The organism is Cellulophaga sp. Hel_I_12 (assembly GCF_000799565.1).
In the GTDB taxonomy this organism is placed as follows: Bacteria; Bacteroidota; Bacteroidia; order Flavobacteriales; family Flavobacteriaceae; genus Cellulophaga.
Genome location: NZ_JUHB01000001.1, coordinates 3,131,524 through 3,146,280, shown reverse-complemented (window position 1 = coordinate 3,146,280; position 14,757 = coordinate 3,131,524). Strand labels below are relative to the sequence as shown.

The window sequence follows — 14,757 nt, the reverse complement described above, 5'->3', positions numbered from 1 at the left end:
AATCTATGCTTTATCCTTTAGTATTTCTACTTTATACCCTTTCTTCTCAATTACAGCTTTTAAGGCTTCGATACTCGTCTTTGTTTTATCGAATTGTATAACTGCAATGTCGCCTGGGTATTCAACAGAATGCTCAGTAACACCATCAACCTCTTTAACTGCTTTATAGATACCGTTAGAACAACCAGCACAGGTTATTCCTGTTATTTTGAACTGAATAGTTGTCAAATTTTGTTCATCTACAGACGTTTCGACTTTTTGTGTTTCCAAGTTTTTGTTTTGTGCGGTGGCTTCAACAGAAAATAGAATTAAAGCTAGAACGGGAATTAAAATAATATTTTTCATAACTATTTATTTTAAGGCTATTTACTGATTATTGATATTGAATTGTCTCCATAATTAGAAACATATAATTTGTTGCCAACGGGCATTACGCCAATGGGTTTATTACCTGTTTTATAAGTAACAGATTGCTTTTCGAGTGTAACCGCATCATACACGAAAACTTCTGACAAATCAAAACTTACAACGTATAATATATTTTCATCTTTGGATAAGACTGCTTCTTCTGGTGTTTTTACACCTTCTATTTCCTTTACAATTTCTCCTTTTTCGGTATCTATAATATGAATTTTGTTTCCAAAGAAATTACTTATATATAGTAGTGAATGGTCTTTGTTTCCGTGTATAAGTTCTGGTTTTCCACCTGTTTTAATGATGGATTTTTTTCCTGTTTCTATATCAATCACAGAAATGCTTCCATCTTCCGTATTGGTAACAAACAGCTTTGAATCATTCTCCGAGATGCCTATTCCATCTGGTCCTTTTCCTGTAGGGAATGTTTTTAATATATTGAGATTAGTAGCATCCAGTTGCAACACTTTATTGTCATCTATTGCTATTACATAAATTAAATCTCCTTTTCTATTTGCAGTAATTCCACCTATATGAGTTTTAAATAATTTTTCTTTTAGAATGGTATGATTGTCAAAATCAATGATAACCACTTGCTTATCGTAACCACTAACAGCAACCAAATTACTTTCTGCTAACTGAACAAAACCCCACGGATACCTTATGCCTTCTATGTTTTTTAATACTTTATCTGTTTGGGTATCAATAACTGAAATTAATGTATCCTCCACATTTGCAACATATAAAAATGATTTATTGGGTGTTAGAAATAAGGCATCTGGTCCTTTGCCAACTTTAATAACTGGATAATCGATATCCTGTGTAGTTAGCTTATTTTCAACTGCGGTTGAATCCGTTTCTTTTTTATTTTCTTTACAAGAAGTAATTACAAAAGCAAAAAGAAAGATGGTTATATAATTTTTCACAATTAAGAATTTTATTTATTAATTACTTTATAACCTGTAGAATTAATTGCTTTTTCTATATCCTCTTTAGTAGTTTTCGAATTATCGAATTCTACTTTTGCGTTAGCTTTTTCATAGGAAGCATTTACATTTACAATACCTTCTAAATTATTAACTGCGTGCGTTACGTGTTGTTCACAAGAAGCGCAAGTCATACCTTCAACCTCAAAATTTAAAGTTTGAATGTTAGATTGATTCACTATAACCACTTCTTTCTTATTATCAGGATAAAAAATGTGAGAGTAATATGGAAAGCTAATTGAGATAGCCGCAAATAGTGTAATTCCTATTAAAAATCCTTTGGTTTGAAACCACTTTGGTTTTGCATCTACTTCACAACAATCCTCTGCTTTTTTCGGTTTTAAATAATCATACCACGCATATCCAATTGCTACTATAGCGACACCAATTAAATAGGGTCTAAAAGTTTCCATCCAAGATAAAGCGGAAGCACTTCCTCCAACGCCTGCAATTAATGCAATAACTGGTGGTATGCAACAAGATGATGCGGCTACAGCAGCAAACAAACCTGTATATGCTGCATTTTTTGATGTTTTTTCTGTTTTCATTATTATAAAATTTAGGCTATTTTTCTTTCTAATTTGATTGACTTAAAAATACTATTCAGAATATCCGTCTCATCCTTATTCAATGAATAGTATAATGTTTGGCCTTCTCTCCTTGAGCTTATAATACCTGCATCTTTCATTTTTCGTATATGCTGTGAAACTGCTGGCACGCTCATACCTAAAATATCAGATAAATCACAAGGACATAGTTCATTTTCCATATTTAATAAGAATAGGATTTTTAAGCGCACCTCATTACCTGAAATGGATAGTAGTTTCGATATTTTATCGAAACCATTAGCCATACCGTCAATGGTAGTTCTACAGTTTAGTAACTGCTTATGGTCAGCCTCAGCTCTTGTACAGGATATTTCTAGTTTCATATTAATGCTTTAGACGAGCAAAGATACAGTTAATTACTTATTTAAGCAAATACTTAAATAATAATATTACAAGTAGCTGTGAACTTTTAAACAACTCTTCGTTTTTAAAGTACTTTAATTAAATCTCATCCAAAGATTTGCGATTCTGATTTGTGCTTTTTTTAAACTGTGTAGGTGTCATTCCTGTAACCTTTTTAAACTGATTGCTTAAATACGCGACACTACTATAATGTAGTTGAAAAGCTATCTCACTCAAGGTTAATTCATCGTAAACTATAAGTTCTTTAACACGTTCAATTTTCTGGTTTATGATATACTGCTCGAACGTAATACTTTCTACCGACGAAAAAAGTGAACTTAAATATTTATAATCCAAGTTAAGTTCGCCTGTAACAATATCTGCCCATTTGAAATCGAGCTCCTCGGAAGAATGATGGATTTTATCTACAACCAATGTTTTCATTTGTTCAATAAGTTGACTTTTACGGTCGTCAATCAAACTAAAACCTGAACTTTGAAGCGCTTTGGAAAGACCATTTTTGGTCTGGACACTTAATGAAGAAACTAATTTAACCTCCCCCAATTTTATAGAAACATACAGTATTTCAAGTTGTTCCAAAATATTAGATACCGCCGAGATACATCTTGGGCAGACCATATTTTTAATATGGATAATCTCATTCATATAGTACTTGTTTCAAAATAATTTTAATCCAGATTTGTATAGAGAATAATAAACAGCAGCTATTGCAGCAACTACAAAAATCAATACTATCACAACTAAAGCTATAATTTTATCTTTTCTTGAAATATCACTTTTAGGCTGATGTTTCTTTCTGTCATTTTTTCTTCTATTTCTTCTACTTTCACTCATTATCGTTCGCCGTGATAAAACCAAAATTAATTTATGGTCTTATTCAGATTACTTGATTAATCCATAATTCGCTTATTTTAAAGTTGCATTTACTTCGCCACAGGTTAACATAGCCTCTCCATAATATGGGTTTCGCACCTCTTTTTCCAAACTAATCCAATAAGCTCCCTTATTGTTATCGGCCATTGGACAAAACTGGATATATACATTTTCGTTAACACCAAAAAGTTGCACGCTACTTATCATATGCGCAGAAAGATGTTTAAAATGTGCTCTTTGTGTTGCTATATCTGAATCGTTCTCAATAGAATTAGCCGAGGTCTTTAGTTCTTTCTGAATCGTCATCCAATGGTTATGTGCTTTTTCATCAGATAATAATTTCATATCCACTTTTTTCAAAGATTGGTTTATTTGTTTTCCTGCCTGTTGAGCACCCTTGGCATCATCATTTACCAATGCATCTTTTAAAAGGATATAATCATCAAAAACCTGTTTTAACTGATTCTGAAATTTGTTTGAAACTTCAATCCTTTCTTTCATTTGAGAATGGTTGGCTTCATTTGTATTTTCTCCAGAATTATCTTCTTGCATTCCCAAATGCCCTTCGTGGCCTGTCATTGTTTTACCACCAGATGCATTCATCATACTTTTTTTTCCCTGTAATTGTGCAGCGGCATCTACGGTAAACGTTCCGTTAGTTACGACTTCATCTCCATTCTTTAAACCTTCAAGAATGGTATAACTATCGCCATTGGCATTGCCCAATAAAACTTCCCTCATTTCAAAAATAGCTTCATTAGGGTTTGTTTTGACATAGACTACAGAGCGTTCTCCCGTCCACATAACAGCGGTTGACGGTACGGAAACGGTATTCTCGGTGCTTGTTTGCGTACCCTCAATTATACCTTCCACAAACATTCCCGGTTTAAAGAGGTCTTTCTTATTTTGCAAGACCGCTCTTACAACCACCGTTCTAGTCGCAGAATTTAATAAGGGGTCGATGAATGAGACTTTTGCATCAAAAACCTCATTGCGATAAGCATTTGTGGTCACTTTAATAGTTTGCCCTTCTTTTAGGGATGCAATTTGATTTTCATAAGCATCAAATTCTGCCCATACTGTATTGAGATTCGCAATTTTATATAAGGGTTGTCCTTGCTTTAAATAATCCCCTTCTTCTACCATTTTCATTGTTACCGTTCCTGAAACGGTTGCAAAAACCGGAAAGTTTTCTTGCACTTTCCCAGCAGTTTCTATGGCGTTGATTTGCTTTTCTGAAAGTTTCCAAAGTTTAAGTTTGTTCCTAACAGCCTTATACAATTCTGGTTGCGATTCTTTTAATGATGAAGCGGTAAGCAGTTCTTGCTGTGCAGCAACCAATTCTGGCGAATAAATAGTTGCCAAGCGTTGTCCTGCTCCAACACGTTCTCCTGTAGAATTAACGTACAGTTTTTCTATTCTTCCTCCAAAATATGTAACCTGTACGGCATTTGACTCTTCATTAGCTTTTATCTTACCAGATAATTTAAGGGAATTATTTCCCATTTGTCCTTTTCCTACAAGTGATGTTTGGATATTGGCCAGAGCCATTGCGTTATCGGTCATTTTTATTTCATTGGCATTGAGACCATCTGCACCAGATTCGGCTGGAATTAAATCCATTCCACAAATGGGACAATCCCCAGGTTCTGGTTGCATAATCTGTGGATGCATAGAACACGTCCACATTTGATTAGAAGCAATTTCTTCTGAATGGTCGTGGGTGTCTTTCGCATTATTTGTTGCCTTGTCCGCAGAACCTCCACCGAATAGTAGAAAGCCGCCTAACAGGCCAACAATCAAGGCAACACTTATATAAATGATGTTTTTATTCATTTTAATATTATTTATTTGTTATTTTCCAATCGTTTTATCATTGCTTTCATTTCTGCAATTTCCTTTTCTTGTGCCTTGATAATATCTTCAGCTAACTTTTTAACTTCTGGATCTTGGATATCAGCACGCTCACTTGTTAAAATCGCAATAGAGTGGTGAGGTATCATTGCTTTCATCCACAATATGTCTCCTACCGTTGACTTCTGGTCGCGTACCAATCCTAATGCACCAACAAATAGCACAATGCTACCCAAAACAATGGCGATATTCTTCTTTTTGTTTTGGTACATATTACGCATCGCCACAAACATTATAATGGCCATAGCAGCAATACCCAAGCAACTCATATAAAAACGAGTAAGGCTAAAATAGACGTGATCTAATTGATAAGAGTTTAGGTACATTGTAATGTACATTGCCACAAATGATGCCGCCAGCATACCTACAAATTTTGTGTAATTGTTTTTTTTTGAATTTTGATTTGAATTTTCCATTATATATTGATTTTAGTGTGACTTATTTTCGTTTCTTTTTAATTATTTTTCTAATGGTTGGGGATGACGTGTACCAAAGTAAAAAACCACTTAATACAGTAATCAACCCTAATAGTGAAAACCCTCGCAATACTAATGTGTTAAAATTGTCTCTACCTTGATAATCCATAGTGTGTGTCATCCAAAGGAAATCGAACCAACGCCAATCCCTGTGTCTTACCGTTTGAAATGCGCCATTTTCAATGGCCACATAGGCCTTTAAATTTTGAGGTGTTTCATACGAAATTTCATACGCCGGAAGTGGACGACCACGATATTCGTGATGGTCTCCAACTTCATCAATAAGTTCAATACCTGATATTTTGAGGTCTGATAACATATATCTAGTAGCCACTTGTTTTGCTTCATCTCTAGTAATACCATTTTTTATATCTCCAGTACTTGCGTTGAAAAGTGTGGTCTCATTAATCCAATAATAAGGTTCGTTTGCAATTTCCAATAGTTCTAAAGTTTGGATTGGTTGCTCTGTATCGAGTTGAGATGTACCGAGTAAATCGTTAAAAGACTTCTGCTTAGGTGCTACTTTTTTAAACTGGTCTCCGTGTATTTCATCAATATCCGTCCAACTGAAATACATTCCGCTAATGGTCCACATCAAAAACTGGATACCTAAGAAGATACCCAAGTAGCGGTGCGTTTTTCTAATCCATTTCGCTGTTTTTCTGTTGACCATATTACTTTATTTCAAAAGGAAATTCAACCGTGACTTTTTCCCAACTCATTGAGATTGTTCCTGATTTCTCTGTTGTTTTGTTTACTTTATACTCTAAATGTTCCTTGATTTCTTCGGAAATTTTAGGCGTAACTTTAAACCTTAATACATCATCATTTTCGTTATAGTCGTCCTTACCGTGTTGATTCCAATTCCTGTTGAAAATAATTGTCCATTCTTCCTGATTTGGAATTACAAAAAAACCATATTTCCCAGCTATCAATTCTTTACCATCAACTTTTAAGTCCTTATTTGTTTCCAGCCAAGTAGCCATATGAGCACCAGCCTGCCAGACTTGGTCATAGGCCAACAATCCACCAAAAATAATTCTATTTCTTACGCCTGGTGATGAATAATCTATATGGATATGGGCATCGCCTATCATTGCCATTGCCGATGTATGTGGGCTTAATGGCTTTTTCTTGTCGGGTTCAGCGGTTTGAGAAGCTGTTTCTACCTCTTTCGCCTCAACTTCTTTGGTCTCTTTACCTTCTTGTTTACAGGAAGCGAAAAGGATAATACCGAGTACTACTATGATTTTTTTCATTTGTGATAGTTTTATTTTGTGTATTAAAGTATTCTTGTTAACATAACGAGTGCCATCACAATCATAATGGTGTTTTCTATAAAGGTAGCTTCGGTCATAGGTAGTTTGAGTGCTGTACCCAGACAAGCGCATTGTATCGATTTTTTGTCCAGCAATATTTTGGTTACGCCCACGGTTGTAATCCCCAAAATGATTAGGGTTGCGATTAATGCGATGGGTATTTCAAAACGCATCAAGAACATCAATCCAAGAGCTGTTTCTATAAATGGATATACCCAAGCATAGGCTGGTACTATTTTGGCAAGTGGGTCATACATTCTAAAACTATCTGGAAAGCCTTTCAAGTCTAAAATTTTAAAGAAGCTAAAAACAATAAAGAACAACCCCATAAAGTCGAGCATCGCACTATTCCAATTTTCCCGTTGATAATTGAGTAACACCGTTGCGATAGCGATATATCCCAAAATAATGAGCAAAGGTTTCAGCTGTTGTAGTTTTGATTTTTCAGTTTCCGCTTTTGAGAAAACGTTATCTTCATCGTTACCATTACCAGTACTCGCAAAAACATTTTGCTCGGATTTCTTTTCTGAAATGGTGTATTTTTCTGGAAGTGCTTTTTGAAATATTGCGGCATCTATATGGCCTTGCATTTGTATGATGGCTTCTTCCTTTTCAAGATTTACAGATGCATTTGTGACACCGCTTACTTCCGAAAGCTTCTGCTCGACGCTGGTACGACAACCATTGCAGGTCATCCCTTGTATGTGGTAAGTGTGTTTCATAATTATGGTATAAAGAATTTTACAATCAGTCCACCTGCCAACCATATATAACAGATATAGGCTGCATATTTTAAAACACTCTCAAGCAATGGACTTTTCGGTGCCATTTCGCTCATTGAGTGCTTGACATCCTTTCTCTTGAAAAACCCTAAGTATATGAGATATCCTGAAATTGCGAGAAAAGCCATATTCAAATAGAAGGTATAGTCAATTTTGAAATGCTCTTTGTCCTGTATTTTAACTTGTGATGTGTCAGGCAACATACCCAACAAATCGAAAGAGTAATGCAGAGCCAAAGCTGTTCCTATTAATGCCGTAAACAGTAAGAATAAAATGAACAGCGACATTTTCCACCCATAATACTTGGCGTTAATACGAAGTACAGGAAAGACTACCAAATCACTAAAAATAAAAGCCATAACCCCTGCAAAACTCACGCCCTTTCCAAAAAGCAATGCCGCCAACGGAATATTACCCATTGAGCCAATAAAAGTCAAAAATGCGGCAATAGGTCCTACAACGATATGTTCCAATATTTCAAGAAAGGTAAAGTCTGTATTGCCTTGACCACTATTGATAAATAGTGTCTGGAAGAAAGAATCGGGAACGAAGGCTGCGACGATACCTGCAATGGTAAAGCCAACGGTAACGTCCTTCCATACCATCTGCCATTCCATCTTATATTTTTTGGCAACCCTTGCCCAACTATCTTCTTTCTTGATTTGTTTTTTCCAATCTTTAGAATCATCCATTGAATCGTCATCTTCGTTCTCTAAATTCTTGCGCGCTTTTTCTATGAGCTTTTTAGGATTGATTATTCGTATCAAAATCCACGAAATAAGAATTAAAAGGATTCCACCTACATATTCGCCGACTACAAACTGCCATCCCAAAAATATGGAAATGATGATTCCAAGCTCAATTACGAGATTGGTCGATGCAAGAAGAAAAGCAATGGAAGACACAAAGCTTGCACCTTTTTTAAAGATAGATTTTGTGCCCGCTAAAGCCGAAAAACTACACGAGCTGCTTATAAAACCGAAAAACGTGCCTAAGAGTACACTTTTACCTTCACTCTCGTTCATTGTTTTTTGCATCCTTTTTTCAGTCACAAAAATCTGTATCATACTACTGATGATGTATCCCAAGATGAATGCCCAAAGCGCCATCCAGAAAAATCCGGTGGTCGTATAGGCCGCTTCGCCCCATTGTTTTAAGAATTCGCTCACAGTTTAAATTTTATTTTACATTTCTTGACGAAGAATGTGTTTTAATAATCTTCCATTTACCATCCATCTTTTTTAAGATAGACGTCGCTACTCCTTTTTTCTTTATCGTTCTACTTTCGCCTTTTTCATCTGGATTGAGCACGATAGTGTAGATGTAGGTTTCAGTAGTAAATGCATAAGGCAAATCTACTTCCGCATCAATTTCATAATCTGAAAATTCAAATTTTTTGAAATGCCCCAACTCAGGCCCCAAATGGTGTTCTATATAGTGCGCATACGAGCCTTCTACACCACCAGATTCAAATACTTTTGAATCTTCTGTAAATAATTCAAAAGTACCTTCTGTCGTTAGGTTTTGAAGTGCATCCTTATATGTTTTCATTACTGTAAGCACAGCTTCTTTATCCGTATCTGCATCTTGACTGTACACTTGGCCTGTAGCCATTACAAGCAACATTAAGAGTGTTGTTAATTTTAGTTTTTTCATAATTTTTAGTTTTAAAGGTTATTTATTTACTCGAATTCTATTCACATTTGCAATACCAAATACAAGTACAAAAAATCTAAGTGCCACCTCAAGTGCCACTAAGCTCTTAGCTGTAACCGTTATTGGAACTATATCGCCGTAGCCCACAGATGAGAATGTAATTAGACTAAAATAGGACATATCGAAAAATGCCAACAGCCCATTACTTCCCGAACTATTATTTATCTTAAAATGAGCAGAATCAATAAAATGTAATGCTGTATAATCTATGGCAAATGAAAGTACAATCAGAACAATTAAAAATCCGAATAACACCAAAACGTGGCTCAGCAAATGGCTCTGTCCGATAATTTTCATCAGTTGATTAAAGGATAAGGCTATGATAAATCCTATCTTTATTAGCGTAAGGCTCAAGAGTATAATAACGGCGTAAGAAGCGTTAATATAAGGCAGGACGTATAGCCCAATAGCACTAGCAATAAGTACTACTAATAGTACGTACTTTGAACTATTGAAAAGTTGCCCATAAAAGGCAGCTGTAGTTTCTATGTCTTTTTCTTCGCTCATTCCTCTGAGGGGTTTATAAAAATTTCGTCATAAGTCTTTGTCTCGGTTTCGTTTATTCGTCTAACAATGAACTTTCTATGTATGCCCTTTCTATTTTCAATACCCATTGAACCTAATAATTCTTTAAGGGCTTTCATTGTGTTTTTATGGTAATTCGCCACTTTGGTTTTCTTGTCCTCTACAACGATGGAAGCAACCCGGGAAGGCACCATTGTGGTAATCCCCGTGGGGCAGGTGTCGAGGTTGCATTTTAAGGATTGTACACAGCCCAGGGCAAACATCATTCCTCTTGCACTATAACAGGTATCTGCGCCGAGTGCCAACATTCTATAGATATCAAAAGCCGAAATGATTTTACCAGCTGCCATTACTTTTATCTCATCTCGCAACCCATACTTTTTAAGAATGCCGTTTGCGAAATGGACGGCTTCAATTATTGGCATACCTGCCCAATGTAGGGATTCCATATGGGCAGCACCAGAGCCACCTTCGGCACCGTCAATGGCTATAAAGTCTGGGCAATTTTGGTTTTCGGCGAAGGTTTTAATCATTCTTTCAAACTCATCTTGTTGACCAATGCACAACTTTATTCCCACAGGTTTTCCTTTAGAGAGTTTTCTCAATTTTCTAATGAAGCGTAGCATTTCAACATCATTGTCGAATGCCGAATGAAAGGCTGGGGAATGAATTTCCGTTCCCTGCTCCACATCCCTGAATTTGGCAATTTCCTTTGTGTTCTTCTTTGCCGGCAAAATTGCTCCAAAGCCAGGTTTGGCACCTTGCGATATTTTTATTTCAATCATTTTCACTACATCGTTGGTTGCGATGTCGGCGAATTTTTTGGCGTCAAAATTTCCTTCTGCATCACGACATCCAAAGTATCCCGTTCCAAACTGGAAAATAATATCTGCACCGTATTCTTGATGGTAAGGCGTAAAGCCACCTTCGCCGGTGTTTTGAGCAAAACCTGCTATTTTAGCACCACCGTTAAAAGCAAGGGTAGCATTTTTGCTTATGGAACCAAAACTCATTCCCGCAAGGTTGAGGATGCTCGCAGAGTAAGGTTTTGAGCAGTGGGAACTTCCTATAAGAACCCTGAAATCGTCATTGGTTTGTTTTGAGGGATAGGTGGAATGGGTAAACCACTCACGACCTACTGTATCATACGGAATTTGTGTTCCAAAAGGCTGACTTTTATTGGCATCTTCCGCACGCTTATAGACGATTTCCTTTTGTATCCAGTTGAAGGGCAAACCTTCAGTGCGGTTGAGCAATAATGTTTCTTGGATAACGTGGCGCTGCTCCTCTAGAAGATTTGTGATTCTACCAAGCAAGGGATAGGTTCGCCTAATATTATTGGATTTTTGAAAATAGTCCACAAGACCAAGTACAAGGAAAGGAAGTATAATCAATCCAATCCACCACGAATGGGGATGCCAAAACACCAAAGCGATATACGCAAAAATCAAGAGTGTAGCGGTAATAATAAATTCTTTCCTCATTTTTCAATGTTAATGTGAATGTTCATCACTTTCTCCGTGACCTTCTTCGTTTTCGTTGCCAAGATATTTTCCCTGTGGGCCAACTCCTTCAATATGCACGAGCTGTGAACCATAATGACCTGCTTCGGATACCGAATAAGCTGAAAAAGCCATAACTACAAAAACAACTATTTCAAAACCACGCTTTAGTTTGACCCAAAACAGACTTACTATTTTCAAAATAGCTGCAAGGGCACTTGACCATAGTGTCCAATCGGCATATTTATCGTGCTGTTCCAGTACGCTTTTTGCCATTTCGGTAAGGCCTTCTGTGTGCGGATGTACAAATGTTCCAGCGACATACGCACCAATAAACCCAGAACCTACCGTTAAAAGAATGACCCAATCCATTGTCCGGTTCAAAACAAACAGCTGTATCAACTGTAAGACCACAGCTAACAGCAATAGCACTATGGGAAAATGCACGACCATAGGGTGCAGGTTGGGAAATGCATCAAAGTCTGCTTTTACAGGATCTGATTGTGCAACTGAAGTTGTGCTGACCGATAACTCAGTTTCATCAAGGCTATTTCGTTTTTCATTTAAGGCAAGGGCTTTGGTCAAACTACCTAAGAAGGCAATGACCAAAATGATTGAAAAAAAATGTTTTATTTTCATCTCTTACGTTTTTTAATTAGTCCCTATCAGTTGTAGTGCTAAAGCCCAAAAAACTATGAGGGCTATAATAGCATACATTATATAATTGAACCACTTCTTTAGCGGGTTTTTATTTTGCACTTTGCTATTACCTGAATTGCAACATTCTTTCATTGTTATATCTTCCTTTTTTATATGCAAAATCCTTTAAATAATACTTGAAAATGAGAGGCAACCTTTATTAACCAATAAACCAACCAAAATGTTTACCCCTCACAATCAAGTACTCTTCACTAAACTTCTCTTCATCATAAATTTTTAATTGCCTGACATAGGAAGAGAGATGTTATTATTTTAAGGATTTAATCTCTCTCCCTTGTGCAGGCTGCTATTAACCAAATCAACTTTTCTTTTTCAAAATTCGTTGTGCCTGACTAGGGAAGGAACTAACACTAACCATCAACATTGTTTTCCTTCCCAGGACAGGACTTAAAAACTATTCAGATATCTTTATCATTTTACAACCTTCTGTTAACTAATAAACCAGAACATTGAAAATATTTTTATACAAAAGGCTATCTATTGAATAGTTTTTTGAACTTTTCCGCATTTAAGCATTCTACTGCCGTAATATGGATTTTTCACTTCTTTACTTGTACTCAACCACGCACTACCTTTATCATACATTGGGCAAAATTGCTCGTATAACGTGCTTTTTGTACCCGTAATAGCTACCATATCAGTAATATCCTTACTTAACGTTTTAAAGTGCTCGCGTTGGTGGTCTATGGCACTTTCAGAAATATGTTCTGCGTGCTCGGTAGCATCTTCTATGATATCAGCAAGCTCTTTTTGTTGTTCTTTTGTATAACTACCCATATCAAATGCTTTAAGAGTGGCTACCAATTTTGTTCCTGCTTGTGCTGCCTTTTTTGTATCGTCCGCAACTAAAGCATCTTTTAAATTAAAGTAATCACTTAAAATAGCTTCTGCTTTTGCGTCACTATTTTTATTCATCATTTTGCTATGGTCCATTTTCATATCTCCGTGATCGTGGTTCATTTTTTCTTTTTCCTGTGCATTGGTAAAAGAAACTGCTAACAATAGCATTGCTGCTATACTCATTTTTAAATTTTTCATCTTTTTTTTATTTTAAATTAATTATAAACTGTCCTTTAATTGTGTGATAAAACTGATTAATTCTTCTGCCTCCGCTTCAGAAAACTTAGCATCTTTATGTATCAAAGTGTAAGAATCCAAAGGCATTTCGCCATTTTCAATCTGCTTGATAATAGACCTTAATTTACTTGCTTTTCTTCTGCTAGATAATGAATCCCATTCGTTGAAATTAAGTTCGGCTTTTCCTTCTTTAATATGGTCTTCCAAAAACCAAGCAGCGGGTTGAATTTTATTGTACCAAGGGTATTGGGTGTTATTACTGTGACAATCATAGCAGGATACCTGTAACTTTCTTTGAATAGTTTCAGGAACATTGTTGACCAACATAAAATCAGTTTCGGGAACCGTATAACTTTGATTGCGTTCCGTGGGAATAAATTGAATTCCCACGAACGCTACCAGTAGTATTATTGCTATAATCTTAACAATTTTCATTTAGTTAATTTCACGTTGTACTTTGCCGCATTTTAACATTTGACTACCATAGTATGGATTGCGCACTTCCTCTTTAGTACTTAGCCAAGCTGTACCGCCATCATACATAGGGCAAAACTGCTCGTAAAGCTTCATCTCTGCTCCTGTTATAGCTACCATATCTATTACATCTTTACTTAAAACTTTAAAATGTTCGCGCTGGTGTGCTATATCACTTTCTGAAATGTGTTCTGCGTGTTCAACTGCATCCTCAACAATATCCTTTAATTCCGATTGCTGGGTATCGGTATATTGTGAGGCGTCAAAATTTCCTAAGGATGTTGCGAGGGTTGCCCCAAGTTCTTTGGCTTTGCCATTATCATCTCCCACCAACGCATTCTTTAAGTTGAAATAGTCATTTAATACCGCTTGTGCATTACTATCTCCACTCATTGCCATTTCCTTCTTTTCGCCGTCGTGATGACCATCACTGTTATCGTGGTTCATTTCTGAATGGTCTCCATCCGTGCTATTTTGTTCTTTGCTGTTGTCTTTACAAGACATTACTGTTAAGGTTATGAATGCTATCGCAACTATACCTAATGTTGATTTTAATTTGCTCATTTTGTTTTAATTTAAGTTTGTGTTTATTAATTATTATTACTGCCTTTTTATAGTGTCTTATAATTTTTCAATGACGTTTTCCAACATTGCAGTTATTTCGCTGGCTACCTCATTCAATTTTTCATTTTTTACAGCTTGCATTGATGCCATTGGGTTTACGGCCGCAACTTCAATGATACCTGCTTCGATTTCCTGTACTATGACATTGCAGGGCAACATCGTTCCAATTTTATCTTCTGCTTGCAAAGCTTTATGTGCATAGGGCGGATTACAAGCTCCGAGTATCCTATACTTTTTAAAGTCTATATCCAGTTTTTTCTTTAGTGTTTCTGTTACATCAATTTCTGTAAGGATTCCAAAACCTTCTTCCTTTAATCCTTGTGTCACTTTCTCTATGACCTCTTCGAAGGTTCCATTGATTGTTTTATTAAAATAATAGTTCAA

General features: G+C 36.1%; 20 protein-coding genes. All 20 read right to left on the bottom strand.

Translation table 11 applies throughout. The features are described from left to right. Positions 1-3: 3 nt before the first annotated feature. A complete protein-coding gene (locus GQ45_RS13675) occupies positions 4-345 on the bottom strand; it encodes a heavy-metal-associated domain-containing protein (protein WP_047418862.1) in 342 nt (113 codons plus the stop codon). 17 nt (positions 346-362) lie between these two features. Beyond that, the gene (locus GQ45_RS13670) at positions 363-1,340 is read right to left on the bottom strand and encodes a YncE family protein (RefSeq protein ID WP_047418861.1); all 978 of its coding nucleotides are present in this window, start codon (positions 1,338-1,340) and stop codon (positions 363-365) included. Between the two features lie 11 nt (positions 1,341-1,351). Beyond that, on the bottom strand, positions 1,352-1,948 hold the full coding sequence (merTP, locus tag GQ45_RS13665) for a mercuric transport protein MerTP (RefSeq protein WP_052188234.1): 597 nt from the start codon (positions 1,946-1,948) through the stop codon (positions 1,352-1,354). A gap of 11 nt (positions 1,949-1,959) precedes the next feature. Next, entirely contained in the window at positions 1,960-2,331 is a 372-nt protein-coding gene (locus tag GQ45_RS13660) for a metalloregulator ArsR/SmtB family transcription factor (protein ID WP_047418859.1), read from the bottom strand. A gap of 118 nt (positions 2,332-2,449) precedes the next feature. After that, positions 2,450-3,016, bottom strand: coding sequence for an AraC family transcriptional regulator (locus tag GQ45_RS13655; RefSeq protein WP_047418857.1), 567 nt, complete (start codon positions 3,014-3,016; stop codon positions 2,450-2,452). A gap of 12 nt (positions 3,017-3,028) precedes the next feature. After that, a complete protein-coding gene (locus GQ45_RS18155) occupies positions 3,029-3,205 on the bottom strand; it encodes a hypothetical protein (RefSeq protein WP_169833977.1) in 177 nt (58 codons plus the stop codon). Positions 3,206-3,277: 72 nt separating this feature from the next. Further along, positions 3,278-5,080: an efflux RND transporter periplasmic adaptor subunit gene (locus tag GQ45_RS13650; RefSeq protein ID WP_047418856.1), complete on the bottom strand. Its 1,803-nt coding sequence runs from the start codon at positions 5,078-5,080 to the stop codon at positions 3,278-3,280. Between the two features lie 11 nt (positions 5,081-5,091). Further along, entirely contained in the window at positions 5,092-5,574 is a 483-nt protein-coding gene (locus GQ45_RS13645; protein WP_026754892.1) for a DUF305 domain-containing protein, read from the bottom strand. A 22-nt stretch (positions 5,575-5,596) separates the two neighbouring features. Beyond that, on the bottom strand, positions 5,597-6,307 hold the full coding sequence (locus GQ45_RS13640) for a PepSY domain-containing protein (RefSeq protein ID WP_047418854.1): 711 nt from the start codon (positions 6,305-6,307) through the stop codon (positions 5,597-5,599). Between the two features lies 1 nt (position 6,308). Continuing rightward, entirely contained in the window at positions 6,309-6,893 is a 585-nt protein-coding gene (locus tag GQ45_RS13635) for a DUF2911 domain-containing protein (RefSeq protein WP_047418852.1), read from the bottom strand. A 23-nt stretch (positions 6,894-6,916) separates the two neighbouring features. Beyond that, entirely contained in the window at positions 6,917-7,675 is a 759-nt protein-coding gene (locus tag GQ45_RS13630) for a heavy-metal-associated domain-containing protein (RefSeq protein ID WP_047418850.1), read from the bottom strand. Positions 7,676-7,677: 2 nt separating this feature from the next. Further along, a complete protein-coding gene (locus tag GQ45_RS13625) occupies positions 7,678-8,904 on the bottom strand; it encodes a permease (protein WP_047418849.1) in 1,227 nt (408 codons plus the stop codon). 10 nt (positions 8,905-8,914) lie between these two features. Then, a complete protein-coding gene (locus GQ45_RS13620; protein ID WP_047418847.1) occupies positions 8,915-9,391 on the bottom strand; it encodes a nuclear transport factor 2 family protein in 477 nt (158 codons plus the stop codon). A gap of 18 nt (positions 9,392-9,409) precedes the next feature. Then, positions 9,410-9,958, bottom strand: a complete 549-nt coding sequence (locus GQ45_RS13615) for an ion channel (protein ID WP_047418846.1) — start codon at positions 9,956-9,958, stop codon at positions 9,410-9,412. Continuing rightward, positions 9,955-11,232, bottom strand: coding sequence for an FMN-binding glutamate synthase family protein (locus GQ45_RS13610; RefSeq protein ID WP_231555206.1), 1,278 nt, complete (start codon positions 11,230-11,232; stop codon positions 9,955-9,957). The genes GQ45_RS13615 and GQ45_RS13610 overlap by 4 nt, the downstream gene beginning before the upstream one ends. A gap of 237 nt (positions 11,233-11,469) precedes the next feature. Further along, complete coding sequence (locus tag GQ45_RS13605) at positions 11,470-12,117, bottom strand: DUF2231 domain-containing protein (protein WP_047418843.1); 648 nt, start codon at positions 12,115-12,117, stop codon at positions 11,470-11,472. 558 nt (positions 12,118-12,675) lie between these two features. Then, entirely contained in the window at positions 12,676-13,236 is a 561-nt protein-coding gene (locus GQ45_RS13600) for a DUF3347 domain-containing protein (protein WP_047418842.1), read from the bottom strand. 21 nt (positions 13,237-13,257) lie between these two features. Then, complete coding sequence (locus GQ45_RS13595; protein WP_047418840.1) at positions 13,258-13,710, bottom strand: heme-binding domain-containing protein; 453 nt, start codon at positions 13,708-13,710, stop codon at positions 13,258-13,260. Next, positions 13,711-14,313: a DUF3347 domain-containing protein gene (locus tag GQ45_RS13590; RefSeq protein WP_047418839.1), complete on the bottom strand. Its 603-nt coding sequence runs from the start codon at positions 14,311-14,313 to the stop codon at positions 13,711-13,713. It lies immediately after the preceding gene. 57 nt (positions 14,314-14,370) lie between these two features. Further along, complete coding sequence (locus GQ45_RS13585) at positions 14,371-14,757, bottom strand: DUF302 domain-containing protein (protein WP_008991354.1); 387 nt, start codon at positions 14,755-14,757, stop codon at positions 14,371-14,373.